Source organism: Actinosynnema sp. NPDC050436, assembly GCF_040655415.1.
In the GTDB taxonomy this organism is placed as follows: domain Bacteria; phylum Actinomycetota; class Actinomycetes; order Mycobacteriales; family Pseudonocardiaceae; genus Actinosynnema.
This window is the reverse complement of the sequence record NZ_JBFAJV010000008.1, coordinates 197,381-214,957: the sequence shown is the minus strand read 5'-3', so window position 1 is coordinate 214,957 and position 17,577 is coordinate 197,381. Positions and strand designations below refer to the sequence as shown.

12 protein-coding genes are annotated in these 17,577 nt (G+C 76.3%); 8 read left to right on the top strand and 4 right to left on the bottom strand.

Annotated elements, in window-relative coordinates; genetic code table 11:
* Positions 1 to 38 precede the first annotated feature (38 nt).
* Positions 39 to 551 (bottom strand): hypothetical protein, encoded by a 513-nt coding sequence (locus AB0I60_RS20995; protein ID WP_360732121.1) that lies wholly within the window; start codon positions 549 to 551, stop codon positions 39 to 41.
* 236 nt (positions 552 to 787) lie between these two features.
* On the opposite strand from AB0I60_RS20995, the gene AB0I60_RS20990 reads away from it, so the two are divergent.
* From AB0I60_RS20990 to AB0I60_RS20975, 4 genes are all read left to right on the top strand, one after another.
* The gene (locus AB0I60_RS20990; RefSeq protein WP_360732119.1) at positions 788 to 1,366 is read left to right on the top strand and encodes a MerR family transcriptional regulator; all 579 of its coding nucleotides are present in this window, start codon (positions 788 to 790) and stop codon (positions 1,364 to 1,366) included.
* Entirely contained in the window at positions 1,363 to 3,867 is a 2,505-nt protein-coding gene (locus AB0I60_RS20985; protein WP_360732118.1) for a VIT domain-containing protein, read from the top strand. Before AB0I60_RS20990 ends, AB0I60_RS20985 begins: the two co-directional genes overlap by 4 nt.
* 255 nt (positions 3,868 to 4,122) lie before the next feature.
* On the top strand, positions 4,123 to 4,326 hold the full coding sequence (locus tag AB0I60_RS20980) for a hypothetical protein (protein WP_360732117.1): 204 nt from the start codon (positions 4,123 to 4,125) through the stop codon (positions 4,324 to 4,326).
* Positions 4,327 to 4,429: 103 nt separating this feature from the next.
* Entirely contained in the window at positions 4,430 to 7,138 is a 2,709-nt protein-coding gene (locus AB0I60_RS20975) for a CHAT domain-containing protein (protein ID WP_360732116.1), read from the top strand.
* Positions 7,139 to 7,152: 14 nt separating this feature from the next.
* Here AB0I60_RS20975 and AB0I60_RS20970 read toward each other — a convergent pair whose 3' ends face one another.
* From AB0I60_RS20970 to AB0I60_RS20960, 3 genes are all read right to left on the bottom strand, one after another.
* The gene (locus AB0I60_RS20970; RefSeq protein ID WP_360732114.1) at positions 7,153 to 9,873 is read right to left on the bottom strand and encodes a BTAD domain-containing putative transcriptional regulator; all 2,721 of its coding nucleotides are present in this window, start codon (positions 9,871 to 9,873) and stop codon (positions 7,153 to 7,155) included.
* Positions 9,874 to 9,961: 88 nt separating this feature from the next.
* Positions 9,962 to 10,735, bottom strand: coding sequence for a hypothetical protein (locus AB0I60_RS20965; RefSeq protein ID WP_360732113.1), 774 nt, complete (start codon positions 10,733 to 10,735; stop codon positions 9,962 to 9,964).
* 46 nt (positions 10,736 to 10,781) lie between these two features.
* Positions 10,782 to 11,891 carry a PA2928 family protein gene (locus AB0I60_RS20960; protein WP_360732111.1) on the bottom strand — a complete coding sequence of 370 codons (1,110 nt, stop codon included), beginning with the start codon at positions 11,889 to 11,891 and terminating at the stop codon, positions 10,782 to 10,784.
* A 99-nt stretch (positions 11,892 to 11,990) separates the two neighbouring features.
* Between AB0I60_RS20960 and AB0I60_RS20955 the strand changes: the two genes are divergently transcribed.
* Genes AB0I60_RS20955 through AB0I60_RS20940 form a run of 4 tightly spaced genes read left to right on the top strand, consistent with a single transcriptional unit; the run spans position 11,991 to position 17,546 of the window.
* On the top strand, positions 11,991 to 13,259 hold the full coding sequence (locus AB0I60_RS20955; RefSeq protein WP_360732109.1) for a hypothetical protein: 1,269 nt from the start codon (positions 11,991 to 11,993) through the stop codon (positions 13,257 to 13,259).
* Positions 13,256 to 14,233 (top strand): hypothetical protein, encoded by a 978-nt coding sequence (locus AB0I60_RS20950; protein ID WP_360732108.1) that lies wholly within the window; start codon positions 13,256 to 13,258, stop codon positions 14,231 to 14,233. The genes AB0I60_RS20955 and AB0I60_RS20950 overlap by 4 nt, the downstream gene beginning before the upstream one ends.
* Positions 14,230 to 16,356 carry a hypothetical protein gene (locus tag AB0I60_RS20945; protein WP_360732106.1) on the top strand — a complete coding sequence of 709 codons (2,127 nt, stop codon included), beginning with the start codon at positions 14,230 to 14,232 and terminating at the stop codon, positions 16,354 to 16,356. The genes AB0I60_RS20950 and AB0I60_RS20945 overlap by 4 nt, the downstream gene beginning before the upstream one ends.
* Positions 16,350 to 17,546, top strand: coding sequence for a CHAT domain-containing protein (locus tag AB0I60_RS20940; protein WP_360732104.1), 1,197 nt, complete (start codon positions 16,350 to 16,352; stop codon positions 17,544 to 17,546). Before AB0I60_RS20945 ends, AB0I60_RS20940 begins: the two co-directional genes overlap by 7 nt.
* The last annotated feature ends 31 nt before the right edge of the window (positions 17,547 to 17,577 follow it).

Genomic DNA, 17,577 nt, shown 5'->3' with positions numbered 1-17,577 from the left:
CGCGCACGGCGTGGCGACTTCGTGACTTCCGCGCCTCCCTAGGGCTCGTCCCATTCCGCGTACTCGTCCTCGGGCAGGTCGCCGGTGCGCCACAAGCGGATGAGGTACTGCTCGACCCCGTCGGGGTGCTCGCCCCGCACCTCCTCGACGGCGACCGCGATGTCCTCGTGTCCGAGTACCCGCCGGAGAGTCGCGGCGGCCTCCTCCCGCCCCCGGTGGACGACGTCGAGCGTGTAGTAGCCGGGACCCTCCGGCAGTCCGCCGTCGACCACCGCCCCGGTCGGCGAGCCGAAGAAGAACGCGCCGCTGGGGAAGTCCAGGGTGAACACTTGGGCCTCCGACCAGGATCCGTCGACCGGTGGGGGCGGCCCCGGCCACACCTCCACGTCGACCGCGACCGGCAGAAGGTCCTGGGTGCACTGGATGAACAGCTCGTAGTCCGTTGCCGCGACCACGTCGGTGTACGACCGGAGGAGTGCGTCGTCGGCGTCCACCCCGGCGTCGTTCTCGACGTCCCGGAAGTTGATCAGCCGGTAGTGGGCTGCGCTCACCAACCGGTGATGACCGACCCGTCCGGTCGCAGTTCGTTCGTCCCCCACGGCAACCCCCACGCTCTCGATCTTGCAGGTGGGCCCACCGTATCCAGGAGGTACGACAGTCCTTCCTTCCCGGGACGAGCGGACCTCGTGGGGGCCGAGCCGCTGCCGGTGGGGCCGATTCGCGCAGACACCGTTCGATCGGGGGATCTGACACTGCAATATTGACACTGTCAGACCTGAGGTGCAGGATGAGTTCTGTGAGTGACGAGCTGTGGACGATTGAACAGCTCCCGGAGCGGGTCGCCGCGCTGCTGGCCGAGAACTACGACGGGCAGCGCAACGGCCGGGTGCGGGAGCTGCCGAACGGGCGCGCGATCCGGTGGTACACGACCATCGGCCTGGTCGACCGGCCGGCCGCGCACCAGGGGAGAACCGCTCTCTACGGGCGGAGGCACCTGCTGCAGATCGTCGCCGTGAAGAAGCTCCAGGCATCCGGTCACTCGTTGGCCGAGATCCAGTTGGTGATGATGGGCGCGACGGACGCGAAGCTCGCGGAGCTGGCCGGCGTGCCCAGCCGGGCGGGGGGTTTCTGGCGGGACCGGGCGGTCGCCCCGGCCGCGCCGGAGCCGCCCGCCGGCACCGATCGTGACACTGTCAGGGTCGTGCCGACCGTCCGGTTGAACGACAGTGTCACGGTCGTGCTCGACGCGGCCCGGCGGGTCCCCGACGCCGGGGAGCTGGCCGAGATCGCCACCGCCGCGGCACCCCTGCTCGACCTGCTCGCCCGCCTGGGCCTGGCCCCGACCACCGGAGAGGACGACCAATGACCACCCCCATCGAGGTGATCGACGCCGGGCCCGCCGCCGGCGACGAGGGCCTCGGCTGCCTGCGCACCGATCGCGGCAACCTGCCGCTGGAAGCGGTCGACGTGCGCGCCGCGATCACCGGTCTGGCCTCCCGGACGACCATCACGCAGACCTTCCACAACCCGCACGACGAGCCGCTGGAGGCGACCTACATCTTCCCGCTGCCGTCCCGGTCCGCCGTGACGGCGCTGCGGATGGAGGCCGACGACAGGGTGGTCGACGGCGTGCTCAAGGAACGCGGGGCGGCGCGCGCCGAGTATGACGAGGCCGTCTCGACGGGCAAGCGGGCCGCCATCGCCGAGGAGGAGCGGCCCGGGGTGTTCACCACCCGCGTCGGCAACGTGCTGCCCGGCGAGCGGGTCACCGTGCGGCTGACCCTGGCCGGCGTGCTGGCCTACGAGGACGACGCGGCGACCTACCGGCTGCCGCTGGTGGTCGCGCCCCGCTACGTCCCCGGTGCGCCGTTGGCGGGCGGTCAGGTCGGGGCCGGCGTCGCGGCGGACACCGACGCCGTGCCGGACGCGTCGCGGATCAGCCCGCCGGTGCTGCTGCCCGGGTTCCCCGACCCGGTGCGGCTCTTGGTGGAGGTGGAGGTCGACACGGCGGGCCTGCCCGCCGCGACGCCGTCCGCGAGCCTGCACGCGACCGTGACCGAGCGGACGGAGCAGGGGTTCCGGGTCACCGTCGAGCCCGGTGCGCGGGTGGACCGGGACTTCCTGCTGCGGCTGAGGTTCGCCGACGAGGGCGTGGTGCGCACCGCGCTCGCCGTGCGCCCGGACGAGACCGGCACGTCGGGGACCTTCGCGGTGACCGTGCTGCCGCCGAGCTCCGACGCCGCCGTGCGGGGCCGGGACGTGGTGCTGGTGCTGGACCGGTCGGGGTCCATGCACGGCTGGAAGATGGTGGCCGCGCGGCGGGCGGCCGGGCGGATCGTGGACAGCCTGACGACGGCGGACCGGTTCGCCGTCCTCGCCTTCGACAACGTGGTCGACACGCCCGCCGAGCTGCCGGCGGGCCTGGTCGAGGCGACCGACCGCAACCGCTACCGGGCGGTGGAGTTCCTGGCCGGGCTGGACGCCCGAGGGGGCACCGAGATGCTCGCGCCGCTGCGCCGCGCCGGCGAGCTGCTCGGCCGCCCCGACGACCGGGAGCGGGTGCTCGTCCTGGTCACGGACGGCCAGGTTGGTGACGAGGACCGGCTGCTGCGCGAGCTGGCGATCCCGCTGTCCGGGGTGCGGGTGCACACCGTCGGCATCGACCGGGCGGTCAACGAGGCGTTCCTGCACCGCCTGGCCGGGTCGGCGGGCCGGTGCGAGCTGGTCGAGTCCGAGGACCGGCTGGACGAGGCGCTGCGCGGCATCCACCGCCGCATCGGCTCGCCCGTGCTGACCGGCCTCGCGGTCCTTGGCGACGGCGTGGACGGGGAGTCGCTCGCGCCGTCGCCGCTGCCGGACCTGTTCCCCGGGGTGCCCGTGGTGGTCACCGGGCGGTACCGGGGGGCGTTGGCCGGGGTGGACCTGACCGGCGACGGTGGGTGGCGGCAGCGGGTGGCGGCCGTGTCGAGCGACAACCCGTGCCTGTCGGCGCTCTGGGCGCGGGCGCGGGTGCGGGACCTGGAAGACCGGTACGTGGTGGGCGTCGGCGACCTGGCGGACCTGGAGCGCCGGATCGTGGCGACGTCGCTGGAGTTCGGGGTGCTGTCGCGGTTCACCGCGTTCGTCGCGGTCGACTCGCGGGTGGTGAACGAGTCCGGGGAGGTCCACCGGGTCACGCAGCCGGTCGAGTCGCCCTCCGGTTGGGCGCAGCCGTCCTTCGGCGGTGGTGGCTTCGCTACGACACCCGCCGCACCGGGCGGGGCACCGATCGCGCCGCGTCGGCTCCGCATGTCCTCCGACGCCGTGGCCATGCCCGAGACGACGGGTGTCGCACCGCAGTTCGCCGCCGCCCCACCCTCCTTCGCCGCGCCGGTACCTCCCCCTGCACCCAGCCCCGCCGCACCCCCACCCGCCGCACCCAAGCCCGTCGCGCGCAAATCCGCCGCGCCCGGCCCCGCCGCGCCCAGCCCTGCCGCACCCAGCCCCGCGCCCGCTGCCGGCCCCGCGTCCGGTTCCGCGCCGAGTCCGGTGCCGTCCGTCCCGGAGGCGTTGGCCCGGTTCGTCGCCCGGGAGCTGGGCACCCTGCGGGCCGCCGACCGGTCCGGTGCGGCGGCCGCCCTGGCGCGGCTGGCAGCGGAGATCACCCGGCTGGAGCCGGGGTGGACCGCTGCCGGCGAGCCGGCGGACCAGGTCCGCGCGCTGGCCGAGCTGGCGGCGGCGCTGACGCGGGCGCTGTCCGGGTCGGCGGGGTCAGGCGCGGGCGCTGCCGAGGAGGCCGAGCCGGGGCGGCTGCTGGCGCGCGCGGTCGCCGTCCTGGAGGGCATCGCCGCACCTCGGAAGCGGGTGCCGTTCTGGAAGCGCCGGTGAAAAGGAGAGTGACATCCGACACTTCGCCGTTCAGCGGGGGTGACCTGGGTTAATCCATACCGGAATGGGTGAATGCTTAGGCTGTCGTCGCATGTCATCGCACTCTCGCTACTGGAAGTGGCGAAATTCCTCCGTGATCATTGCTCCGTTGTGCCACTATTAGCCCGTTCGAGCGGGACGAGGGGCCGCTGAACATGACTCGCCGCAGTTGTGCGAATCGAGGCTAGGCAGATCCTCAGGGGGAGGAAGATCGCTATGTCGACGACCACCGAACGGGAATTCCTGGGCGAAGGGGTTACGACGGCCGACGAAACGTCGCCGGACACCCGTCAGGGCCGTGCGGACGTCCAGCAGGAGCAGGTCAAGCACGACCACGCCCACGAGCACCACCACGAGGGCGCGGAATCCGATCCGCTGTGCACCGGTCACGGTTGCGTGCAGACGCCGCCGAATCCCTGATCGTCAATCCTTGATCACTCGATCGTGATCACGAAGCCCGCCGACCGGACCTGGTCGGCGGGCTTTGTTCGGTTGCGTCGTGTGATGTCATGGGTAAGTGCCTGTGACCGTTGTTCCCAACGAGGCCGTGGTCATCCGAGAAGCGCGCGAGTTGCACCGCAGCGGGGTGGACGCGTCGTGCGCCGGGCAGCACCGCGCGGCAGTGCGTGATCTTCGCCGGGGATTGAGCCTGGCCGATGCGATCAATCCGGTCGACCCGGACATTCGGACGGACTGGCTGGTGGCGCGAATCCGGTTGTCGTCCACCCTGGCCGCCCTGACGTCGGAGACGGCCGGGCCGACCGCCGGGCTCGCCGGGCTGGACGACGTCCGGCGGCTGATCGGGCAGGTCGCCGACCCGGTGCTCCGGGACGAGCTGTTCGGGAGCGTCGGGCACAACCAGGGGCTGCTGCTGCTCCACGCCGGGCGCACCGAAGAGGGCGTCGCCGTGCTGGACTCCGCGCTGCACCACGAGGAGCGCCGGCTCGCCGCCGGGCCCGACGAACCCCGGCTGGTCGAGGCGGTGGTGAAGACCCTGTGGAGTCGCGGCACCGCGCACACCAAGCTCGGGTCGGTCGCGCGGGCGCGGCAGGACCTCGACCGGGCCGTGTGGCTGGCCACCGAGCACGGGCTGACCACCCGGGCCGCCGATGCGAGCTACGCGCTCGGTCGGCTCGACCTGCGGATCGGGGACGTGCCGGCGGCGCTGCGGCGCTACGAGAGCAGCGAGCGCTCCTACCGCGCGCAAGACCTCGACGTGCCGGTCCTGCTCGGCCTGCACCGCGCACAGGCGCTGATGGCCGCCGGGCTCGCCGACGAGGCGGGCAGCCAGCTCGACGGCGTGCTGCCGGTGATGCGCGCCGAGGAGAGCGTCACCCGCGACCTCGCCGACGTGGAGCTGTACCGGGCGGTCGCGGCCTACATGACCGGCGACTTCGGCGTGGCGCGGACGATGGCGGCGTCGGCGCGGCAGCGGATGCGGCGGTGGGGGTGCGAGACCTGCGTGGCGAACGCGACGCTGGTGGCGCTGCGCGTGGACACCGTCGTGGCGCTCTCCGCCGAGGACCCGAACACGGCCGGGTCCCAGGCCGGAGGGGAGACGGCAGCCGAGTCCGGGGCGGGTGCCGGCGGGTCGGGTGGTGTTGCGCCGCCCGCGGTGTCGTTGCGGGTGTTGGCTCGTCGGGCGCTCGACTTCGCCGACGGGCTCGCCGTGCCCCGGTTGGCGGAGCAGGCGGCGCTGGCCCGGATGTTGGCGGTGCGGCTGGAGATCCGGCGCGGCGCGCTCGACTCGGCGGAACGGGTGCTCGCCGCCGTGCCCCGGCCGGGGCGGCTCACGCCGATCGAGCACCGGATGCTGCGCCGGCTGTGCCGCGCCGAACTCGCCGTGGCGCGGGGACAGCACACCTCGGCGCTGGCCGAGATCCGGGCGGGCCTGACCGACCTCGACCACGTGCGCGACCGGATGGGCGGCCTGGAACTGCTGTCCGGTACCGCCCTCCACGGGCGGGACCTGGCCGAGCTGGCGGTGCACCTGGTGCTGTCCGGGGGCAGCCCGCGCCGGTTGTTCGCCTGGCTGGAGCGCACCCGGGCGCAGGTCTACCGCTACGAGCCGCTGACCCGGTTCGACAACCCCGTGCTGGCCGAGCGCATCGCGGAGATCCGCACCCTCACCCAGTCGATCCACCAGGCCAAGCACGAGGGCCACCCGACCGCCGCGCTGCGCGCCCGGCGGGCCGAGCGGATGCGCGAGGCCAACCGCCTCGGCTGGCACACCGGCCAGTGGGGCCGGTCGCGCCCGGTGGCCGGGCTCGCCGAGGTGATGGCGCAGCTGGGGGAGCGCGCGCTGGTCAGCTTCGCCAGCTCGGAGGACTCCCTGGTGGCGCTGGTCGTGGTCGCGTCCGGTGTGCGGTTGGCGCGGCTCGGCTCGTGGGAGCGGGCCGGGGAGGCCGCCCGGATGCTGAACGCCGACCTCAACGCCCTGGCCCCGGACCACCTGCCGCCGCAGTTGGCTGCCGTGATGTCGGCGTCCGCCCGCAAGCAGGCCGACCTGATCGACGAACAGCTGATCGCGCCGCTGGCCGACCTGGTCGGCGACCGCGACCTGGTGGTCGTGCCGACCGGCGCGCTCTACGCGATCCCGTGGGGCGTGCTGCCGTCGCTGCACGGCCGCCCCACGGTCGTCGCCCCGTCCGCCACGGCGTGGCTGGCGGCCGACCGCGCCGAGCGCAGCCCGGACGGGCGCACCGTGCTGGCCCGTGGGCCGGAGCTGCCGGCGGCGGTCGGCGAGATCGACAAGCTGGGCGCGTACCACGCGACCGCCGCGCTGCTGTCCGAGGAGCGCGCCACGGTGGCCAACGTGCTGGCCGCCCTAGACGGCGCGGAGATCGCGCACCTGGCCGCCCACGGCGTGCACGAGCCGGAGAACGCCCTGTTCTCCAGGCTGGAACTGGTCGACGGCCCGCTGTACGCGCACGAGGTCGCCGGGCTGTCCCACCCGCCCCGGCAGGTGGTGCTGGCGTCGTGCGAGCTGGCGCTCAACCGCATCCGCTCCGGTGACGAGCCGCTCGGGTTCGCCAGCGCCCTGCTGGCCAGCGGCTCGCACATGGTGGTCGCGCCGCTGAGCCGGGTGGGCGACCAGGCGTGCGCGGCGGCGATGGACGACTACCACCGGCACGTGGCGGCCGGTGCCGAACCGGCCGTGGCGCTGGCCGAGGCGATCGCGGTGGACCCGCTGCGCCGACCGTTCGTCTGCCTCGGCAGCGGTCGCGGCTGACGCCTCGGCAGCGGTCAGCCGGCGTGGTCGGCCAGGTGGCGGCGGACGGCGTCGGCGTCGGCGGTCCGGTGCTGGGACTGGTAGAGGGTCAGGGCCTCGTGCCACGCGGCGCGGGCCTCGGCGGGGCGGCCCCGGGCGAGGTGGGTCTGGGCCAGGCGGTTGAGGGTGCTGGCGGTCTCGTAGGTGTCGCCCAGCTCGCGGTAGAGGTTGATCGCCTCCCCGTAGTGGGTGGCGGCTTCCTCGTGGTGGCCGGTGTGGTGGTGGATGAAGCCGAGGCTGTCGAGGGTGTTCGCCTCGCCGTCGCGGTTGTTGTGCTTGCGGTGCAGCGCCAGCGCGGCTTCGCAGTGCTCGCGCGCCCGGTCGGGGGCGCCCGTCTTCGCCTCGTACCAGCCGACCTGGTTCAGGGCGATGGCCAGGCCGATCGGGTCCTCCATCCGCTCGTGCAGCGCCAGCGCGCGTCCGGCGTGGTCCAGCGCCTGGTGGTCGCCGCCGCGCATCTCCCACGCCCAGGCCAGCGCCCAGTGCGTGACGGCCTGCTGCGCGGGGTCCCGGTCGGCCAGCTCCAACGCGGCGTGCAGGTGGTGCAGCGCGTCGTCGTGCCGCGCGGTCACCGAGAACTCGCGGCCGAGCTGGCGGTGCGCCTGGATGCGCGCGGTCGGGTCGGGCAGGTGCTCGGCGGCGGTCAGGGTGGCCTGCCACGCGGCCAGTTGGTCCGCTGAACGGCCGGTGCGCTTGTGGAACGTCGACAGCGCCCACGCCAGGTGCCACACCGCCGGGTGCCGGCCATGGTCGGCGGCCACCTGCTGCGCGGCCAGCAGGCACGCGTGCTCGGCCTCGAACCACGCCAGCGCGGCGCTCTCGTCGGCCCACGGCACCGGCGTGACGCCGGGTGCGGCGGGCTCCAGGCGGACCGGGGTGCGGTGCGGGTCCAGCAGGACGTCGCCCGCGTGCGCGGTGTGCAGGTAGAAGTCCACCGCGCGCCGCAGCGCCGCGCCGCGCTCGTCGGCCGACAGGTGCTCGTGCGCGCGCTGGGCGGCGTACTCGCGGACCATGTCGTGCATCCGGTACCGGCCCGCGCCGTCCACGTCGACCAGCGACGCGTGGTGCAGTCCGCGCAGCGCCGCCGCGACCCGGCCGGCGGGCAGCCCGGCGAGGCTCGTCGCCGCGCGCAGGTCGGTGGTCGGCCCCGGCGCGATGCCCAGCAGCGCGAACACGGCGGCCTGCTCGGCGGGCAGCGCCAGGTACGACCAGCGCAGCACGTCGGGCAGGCTGGCGGCCGGGTCGCCGTCGTCCAGCGCGGCCAGGCCCAGGTCGCGCAGTTCGGCGGCGGCCGAGGCGAGGCTCGCGCCGGGGCTCGACCCGGCGCGGCCGGCGATGATGCCCAGGGCGAGGGGGAAGCCGCCGCACCGCGCGACCAGCTCGGTCACCGCCTCGGGTTCGGCGGCGACGCGGTCCGCGCCGAGCCGCCCGACCAGCAGCGCCCGCGACTCGGCCTCGGTCAGCACGTCCAGCGGCACGGGGCGCGCGCCGTGCCGGGTGACCAGGCCGGGCAGCCGGTTGCGGCTGGTCACCAGCACCGCGCAGGACCGGGTGCCGGGCAGCAGCGGGACGACCTGGCCGGTGTCGGCGGCGTTGTCCACCACGAGCAGCACCCGGCGGTCGGCGACGGTCGTGCGGAACAGCGCGGTCTGCGCGTGCGGTTCGACCGGGACGCGGTCGCGGTCCACGCCCAGCGCCTCCAGGAACCCGCGCACGGCCGCCGAGGGGTCGACCCGGTCGGCCTCCGGGCCGAACCCGCGCAGGTCGACGAACAGCTGGCCGTCGGGGAAGCGGTGCGCGTTGCGGTGCGCCCAGTGCAGGGCCAGCCACGTCTTGCCGATGCCGCCGACGCCCGCGATGGACGAGATGACCGCCGTGCCGTCGACCTCGTCCAGCCGGGCCAGCTCGTCGGGGCGGCCGACGAACGGACCGGGCGCGGCGGGCAGTTGGCGCGGCGCGGCCCGGGGCGGCGCGGCGGGTGCGGGCTCGACCGGGGCGGTGGGGACGAGACCGGGGTCCGCGTTCAGGATGCGGCTGTGCAGGGAGCGCAGCGGCTCGCCGGGGTCCGCGCCGAGGTGGTCGCGCAGGTGCGTCCGGACGCGGTGGAAGTGCTCCAGGGCGTCGGCGGACCGCCCGGCCCGGTGCAGGGCCAGCAGGTACTGCCCGGCCAGCCGCTCGTCCAGCGGGTGCGCGGCGACCAGGCCCGCGAGGTCGGCCACCATCCCCTCGCCCCGGCCCTGCCGCAGCCGGTCGTCCACCAGGTCCAGTTCGGCGGACAGCCGCTCCTGGCGCAGCAGCTCGCGCTCGGCGCGCGCCCAGTCGCTGTCCAGCCCGGTCAGCGGTTCGCCGCGCCACAGCCCCAGCGCGGTGACCACGTCCCCGGCCCGGCGCAGCGCCCGGAACCGGTGCAGGTCCACGTCCTCCGGCGGCACGTCCAGCAGGTAGCCGCCCGAGCGCCACACGATGCGGGCGTCGGGCAGCGCGGCCCGCAGCCGGGAGGTGTAGGTGGACAGGGTGGAGCGGGCGTGGGCCGGCGCGTCGACGCCCCAGACCCGTTCGACGACCCGCCCGACCGGCACCACCCGCCCGGCGTCCACCGCGAGCGCGGCGAGCACGCACCGCTGCATCGCCGGCCCGAGGTCGACCGGCCCACCGGACGACCGCGCCGCAACCTCACCGAGCAGGAAGAACTCCACCACACCTCCGCAGGCAGTCGCGGACCATTGTCCCCGCCGCCGCGACTCCGACCCGCCACCCCCGTGCGCCGGGTGCCCGCTGCGGGGGTCAGGGCGCCAACTGGGTCAGCACGACCACTTCGGACTGGTCGTGCGGCAGGTACTTCACCCGCACCACGGACCCGGGCTGGAGCTGCCCGAGCGAGGAGGCGGGCACGGCCTTCTGCTGGGTCACGTCGAACATCGCGCGGTCCGGCCGGGTGACCCGCAGCGTGAGGACGACCACCGACCGGTCGTGCCGCACCTCGCCGGTCGGCGCCATCGACAGCACGACGGCCTGCGCGTCGACGCCGGCGCGCGCGATGTGCAGCTGCTGCGGCGTGATGAGGCCCTTGGCCAGGTGGACCTGGTCCAGGGCGGCTTGCAGCTCGTCGGGTGAGGCGTCGGTGGCCAGCGCGGCGCGGCCGTCGGGCAGGTAGCGGACCGGCAGGGTCGCGCCGACCCGCACCGCCGCCAGGTCGGTCAGGTCGACCAGCTGCCGGGCGGTCCCGGGCAGCGTCCGGCCGTCCGGCGTGTCGATCTCCAGCCGCAGCTCGAGCTGCGGCTGGTCGTTCACGGTCAGACCGGTGCGGGTCACGCCCACCACGCGGCCGATGCCGATCGGGGCGCCGTGGAACGACTTGTGCACACCGCCCAGCAGCGACATGCCGCTGGTCAGCCGCGCCGCGCTGAACAGCATCGGCACCGCGAACAGCAGCAGCAGCGGGCCGGCCATCCAGCCGTTGAGCCAGGCGAACTCGTCGTCGCCGGTGACCCCGGTGGCGACGTAGCCGACGGTGCAGGCGGTGCCGATCAGCAGCACGAGCCAGGCGAAGAACTTCATGGTGGGTCCTTTCTCACGATCGGGGGTGGTGACGGGTGAGGGGATCTCAGGAGGGGGTGCCGAAGAAGTCGGCGGAGCCGATCGGCACGGCGGTGAGGCGGCCGTCCGGAGCCAGCGCGGCCACGACGTCGCCGACTCCGATCGCGGTGACGCCGTGCGGGCTGGTCACGGCTGCGGTCGTCGCGGTGGTGGGGATCGGCGTGCTGCCGGTGACCTCCCCGGTGGTCAGCGAGACGGCGCTGAGCTGCTTGGCCGGGTCGTTGACGCCCCGGCTGTGCACGACGAGCACCTGCGCGGACCCGGCCCCGGCGGCGGCGGTGCCGGTGACCACGAGGCCGGCCTGCTGGAACACCGCGCCGCCCACCGGGGTGCGACCGCCGTCCGGCGCGACCTTGACCAGGGTGTGGCCGGGTCCGCCGTCGCCCCGGGCGACCAGCTCGACCTGGCCGCCGGCGTACTCGGCCTGGGACCTGGTGCCGGTCGGCGGGGCGGGCGTGGCCCGCTCGGAGAGCTGCCCGGCCCAGGCGGCGGTCGTCGGGGGGTCGGCGGGCGTCGCGGTGGTGCTGTCCAGGGCGATCGTGGACACCCGGCCGTCGCCGCCCATGGTGACCACCCGGCGGTTCTCGGCGTCGTACCGGTAGGCCCACGGCGCGGCGATGTGGGCGGGCCCGAGGCCGTCGACCTCCGCGCCGCCGGTGACCCGCGTGCCGTCCGCCAGGTCCAGCACCACCAGCCCGTCGTCGGTGGCCAGGTAGGTGTAGCGCTCGCCGCTGGCCAGCACGTCGGCGTCCCAGATCAGCTCGTCGGACAGCTGGGTGTCCCAGCGCAGCTCGCCGGTGGCGACGTCGCGCGCGGCCAGCCGCACCTGGAACATGTCCTGGAACAGCAGTTGGAACATGCCGCGCGGGCCGTGCCGGGTGTAGGGGACGAGGACGACCTCGCGGCCGTCGACGGCGGCGAAGCCGGGGGTGCCCCCGGCCTCGACGTCCGGTTCGGGCGTGACCAGGTAGGAGCCGCCGAAGAACAGCCCGGCGAACAGGACCAGCGGGATCAGCAGCAGGGCGGGTCCGCGCCGGCGCGGCGGCTTGCCGTAGGGCAGGGCCGGGTAGAACTGGGGCGGCGTCCCGTGCACCGGGTCCGGCTGGGGCAGCTTCATGGTGCCGAGGGTGCCGCTCGACCTCGGCCTACCGATCACAGGAACGCCGCCGCATCTGCCTGCGACCAGCGCGTACGTCCGACCGGCTAGGCTCGCCGGGTGACTACTGGCGCGCGGGCGGCGACCCCGGGGACGGCGTCGCCGAGGGGGTTGCTGGTGGAGCGGGCGTGGGCCCGGCTGGGCGACGCGGTTGCGCCGCTGAGCAACGAGGCGGGCCGCCCGCTGGCCCGCACGGTCAAGCTCGTGCTCGACCCGCTGGTGCTGCGGCCGGTGCTCAACCCGGAGTTCGCGGCGGGCGCGGTCGCCGCCGAGCACGCCGACGCGCTGTGCGACCGGATCGTCGAGGCGGGCCCGGTGCTGGCCGCGACCGCCGCCTGGTTCCTGGTGCTGAAGAAGGCCCGCCGGCGGGCGGGCATCACCGACGGCAACCCGCAGGACCTGTACTTCCAGCGCTGCTACGAGCTGGCCACCGCGCACGGCGACCCCCGGCTGAGCCCGAACGCCGCCGACCGGGCCGCCGCCGTGCTGGCCGAGGTGCACGACCAGGGCGGGCCGACCGTCGCGGACCTGCGCCGGTTCGTGACCGACCCGGCCCACGCGGCCGGGCTCACCGCGCTGCTGGACGCCGCGTGGTCCGGCCGGTCCGCACCGGAGCCGACCGACCGGACCGGCACGGGTCCGGACCGGGTGGCCGAGTTCCTCGCCACCTGCGCCACCGACCCGGACCAGGCGCTGTTCGACGCGCTGGTCGCCCGGCGGGCCGGTGCTCGCGGCGCGGCCGACCTGGACGGGCCGGGCGCGGCGCGGGCGCACGGGCTGTCCGACCGGGACCGGCCCGCACGCCCGGAACTCGGCGAGACGGCCGCCAAGCAGACCCTGCCCAAGCCGTTCGACCGGTCCATCGTGGAACGGCTGTTCGTCCCGCTGACCACCGCGCACCGCGACGCCCTGGCCGACGTGCCGGCGCTGGTGCGCACCGAGATCGCCCGCAGCGCCCAGCCGTGGCAGCTCGCCGAGGAGGCCGGGCGGGTGGTGATGGTGCTCGGGCGCGAGGCGGTCGCGGGGCTCGCCGGCACGGCGACCGGCGACGCGGCGGCCAGGCTGCGCGGCCGGTGGGAGCGCGAGTCCTACGTGCGGCGGGCCCGGCGGATGCCGGCGGCGGTGCCGGAGGGCGTGCGGGCGGACGTGGCGGGCGTGCGCGAGGCGTACCTGCGCCGGCTGTGGGTCCGCGTGCACGGCCGTGAGCTGAGGCGGGAGGCCGTGCCGGCGGACGGGCTGTGGGACGTGCTGGACGGCGTGCTGCGGTCGGTGATCCTGGACCAGCGGGACCGGCTGCGCGCGGCGCTGGAACGGCGGGCCGCCGGGTGAGGATCACCAGGGGCGACGGCATCGAGGTCGGCGACCGGCCGCACCCGGAGCGCGCCGCGCTGCTGGAGGCGCGGGGCGCGGTGCTGGCGTGGGACGTGCTGGGCGGGGCCGCGCCGACCGCCCGGGTGCACGACCCGGCGCGCGCGGCCGACTGGCTGTGGGAGGTCTACGGCGAGCAGGCCGCCGCCGCGATCCTCGGCGACGCCGACGAGGTCACGGCCGGCCCCTGGCCGGAAGGCCGCGCGCTGGCCCAGCTGAACTGGCTGGAGGCGTGGTGGCCCGCGTCCGGCGAGGCGGGCGTGCCCGCGCTGGACCTCTCGGTGCTGCACGCCGAACGCGCCCTGGCGACCGCCGCCGTGGAGCACCTGCTCGACGACGAGGACGCCACCGCCCGCGCGGTGGCGGCGGTGCCCGCCGACCCGGTGGTGGCCGGGCTGTCGGAGCGGCTGGCCGCGCTCGCCGAGGACTGCGGCGTCGTGCTGCCCGCGCCCGCCGTGACCCGTGCGGAGTTCGCCCTGGCCGCCGGCGACGCGCCCGCGACGGACGGCGTGACCGTCCACAGTGGAGCGGACCCGGTGGACTGGGCGCTGGTCCCGGCCGGCGCGGTGGACGCGGCGGCCGACGCGCGGTGGGCCGTGGTCCGGCGCGGCGGCGGCACGTTCCTCGACGTCTCGGTGGCCGTCGGTCCCCGGGCGGGAGTGCCGCTGGCGGCCCGGTTCGCGGCGGTGGACGTCGTGCTCGACGGCACCGACGGCCTCGGTCGGCGCACCGGCCGGACCCCCGTGCCGCCGACCGTCCTGCTACTGCCGCCCGCCGCGCGCCGGCTCACCGTGTACGCGCCGGGGTTCGCCCCGCCGGACGCACCGGGCGACCCGGACGCGGCCGGCCGGCGGGCCGCGCTCATCGCCTACGCCCGCACCCGGCCCGGCGCACCGGACGCCACCGCCACCGAGCGCCTGGCGGGCCGCCGGTGAGCCGGTGGGCGGAGCTGAACGACGACGGCGTCCACCGGTTCCAGGCCGGTGACGTCGCGGGCGCGGTCGCCGCGCTGGAGGGCGCGCTGGGCGTGGCGGCGGCCGGGCAGCGGGCGACGACGCTGGTCAACCTCGCGGGCGTGCTGGACGCGTCCGGTGACCAGGAGCGGGCGGCGGCGCTGCTCACCGACGCGCTGGCGGTCGCCGGACCGGAGGCGCGCGCGGTCGTGCTCGGCTCGCGCGCCGACGTCCTGGCCAAGCTGGGCCGGACGGCCGAGGCGCGGCAGGACGTGGAACGCGGCTTCGCCACCGCCCGGCCGCACGAGGCGGTGGTGCTGCACCTGGTCCGCGCCCGCCTGCTGCTGGCCGAGGGCCGCTTCGCGCAGGCCGAGGCCGAGGCGTCGACGGCGGCCGGGCTCGCCGCCGCGCACGCGCCCCACCTCGCCCCGCACGCCCACGCCGACCTGGCCGCCATCGCCGAGGCGGCCGGCGACCCGGTCCGGGCGGCCGAGTACGGCCGGCTGGTCGACCGGCCCGACGGCGTGCAGCCGATTGGTCCGCGCTGGCACCGCTGCGGCACGCTGAACAGCCACGGCGCGATGCTGGCCATGTCCGGTGACGCGGCGGGCGCGCTGGCCGCGTTCGAGGCCGCGTACCGGGAAACCCTCGGCTCGGACGAGGACGAGGCCCTGGTGTGCCGGGCGGGCGTGGCGGCGAACCTGGCGGGCCTGGTCGACCCGCTGCGCTGGAACACCGAGGCGATCACCCTCGGCCGCACCGTCCTGCACCGCGTCGGCAACGCCTACGGCACGGCGGGCGTCCTGGTCAACGCGCTGGTCGCCCGCGCCCAGCACCTGCGGCACGAGTCGCGGTCGGCCGAGGCCCTGGCCGACCTGGACGAGGCCGAGGGCCTGGCGGGCGGGCAGCCGCCGATCCTCGCCGTGCGCGCGGCGGTGCTGTCCGCGTGCGGCCGGTTCGGCGAGGCGACCGAGGTGGCGACGGCGGCGCTGGACCTGGCCTACGCGTCCGCGCCGCAGCTCGCCGCCTTCGTGCACGCCACCCTGGCCGACGTCGCGGACGGGACCGGCGACCGGGCGGGCGGTGCCGAGCACCTCGGACTGGCCCGGGAGCTGGCGGCGGCGACCGGCGACGTGGCGGCCCAGGCCGCCGCCGTGCTCAGCCTGGCCCGGCTCGCCTACCTGGACTCGGCCAACGACCGGGCGGTGGCGCTCTACGGCGAGGCCGAGGAGCTGCTGCGCGCCTCGGGCGACGAGCGCGGGCTCCTGGTGTGCCTGCACGGGCGGGCGGCGGTGGAGGTCGTGCGCGGCCGGCCGCGCGAGGCGCTGGAGATGCTCGACCGCGTGGCGGCCGACCACTCCGGGACGCCCGTCGAGCGGATCGCCGTCCTCCAGGTGCGCGGGGCGGCGCTGGAAGCGCTGGGGGAGTACGCGGCGGCGGACGGGCAGTACGGCGAGGCGGCGGAGGTCGCGCAGCGGGCCGGGCTCTGGCACGTCGCCCTGGGCGGCGCGTGGTGGCGGGCCGACGCCCTGGTCCGCTGGGCGTCCACAGTGGACGGACAGGCCCGGCGCGAGCTGAGCGAACGGGCGCTGGACCACGCGCTGCCCGGGGCGCTGGCGGCCGAGGCGGTGCGGCAGCGGTTCGGCCACGGCCCGGTGCGGGAGCGGTGGGTCGCGCTCGCGGCGGCACCGGCGCTGCGGTCGGCCTTCACCGCGATCGCCGCCGTCGGGGACGTGGAGCTGGCGGCGGCCTACATCGACCACGTCGCGGGCACCGCGTCGCTGAGCCTCGCCGAGGCCGTCCCGGAAACCTCGGCCGCACGCGGTGAGCTGGTGGGCCTGCCGGTGCCGCCGGTACCGCGATCGCCGTCATCCGCAGCGGGAGAACGTCCGCTGCCCTCCTCAGAGGGCGACCACCTCCCTTACGCGGCCTCGTTCGCGGCGAGCACGGGCGAGGACCCGGCGTTCCCGGCCACCGGGTTCGCCCTGCCGCCCAGGGTGCGGCCGGACCCGGCCGTGCCGTCCGCCCTGGACCGGTGGATCGACGTGGCCGAGCGCCGCTACGGGTTCCCGGTGCGCTCGGAGCAGGCGGTGGCGTCGTGGTAGCGGTGCAGGTCAAGTTCGTGGACGCGGGCGAGCTCTACGTCTCGTGGCGGTGGGAGCACGAACCCTCGCGCCCGCGCGTGCTGGTGCTGCCCCGGGCCGAGGTGCGGGGCCCGCTGGCAGACCTGGCGCGGGCCACCCCGTCACCGCTGCCCGGCGAGAGCGCGGGCGACGCGCTGGCGCGGGCGCTCGGCCGGGGCCCGCTCGTGGACCGCGACCGCGAGGTCGCGCTGTCCGCCCGGCTGGCCTCGGCGCTGCTGCCGCACCCGCTCGCGGTCGAGCTGAACGCGGTGATCACCTCGGGCCGGCGGCCCCACCTGCGGATCAGCCCGTCGCCGTCGACCGCCCTGGTGCCGTGGGAGGCGCTGCGGGTCGACGACGGCGAGCGGACGGTGCACAACGCCGACGTGTCCGTCCTGCCGCCCGCGACCGTCCGCAACGCGGTGGCACGCCGGGTGTCGCCGTTCACCGGGCCGGTGGTCGGCGTGCTCGACCCGAGGGTGCCGGGCTTCGGCGACGCGTCCGGCCTCGGGTCGGTGCTCGGTGCGCCGGGGCCGGAGCTGACCGCGCTCGCGGCCCGGCTCGCGCCCGGCGGCGTGCGGCGGGACGACGTCGACCGGGACGTGCTGGAGGAGGCGCTGCGCGACGCGGGCCGGCTGCTCTACGTCGGGCACGTCACGACCGGCGGGCACGCGCTGGACGCGCGCCTGCACCTGTCCTGCGGGACCGCCACCACGGGCCGTGCCGCGACGGTGGGCGCGCACCGCCCGCTGACCGCCGCCGACATCGCACTGGGGCACCGCCCGGGTGCGCCGCGCCCGTGGCGCATCCCGAACCGGGTCGCGCTGGTGGCGTGCGAGAGCGGCGGCGACGCCCGCTTCGCGGAGCCGACCGGGCTGGTCGCGGCCCTGGTGCACGGCGGAGCGGAGCACGTGGTGTCGACCCGGTGGACGCTGCCGACCGACGCCGGCCTGGCCGCGCTGGTGCCCGGCTTCCGGCCCACCCCGGTGCTCGACCGCGCGGTGGTCGCGGTGGACGCGGCCCAGTCCGCACCGGACCCGGTCGCGGCGCTGGGCGCGTGGCAGCGCGAGCAGGCCACCCGCTGGGAGCGGACCGGCGACCCGGCGTTCTCCCCGGTCGTGTGGGCCGCGTTCGCCTCGGCGTGGGCCCCGCAGCGCCCGGTCCGCGCGTAGAGCGCCCGGTCACCGCGACCACTTCGGCCGG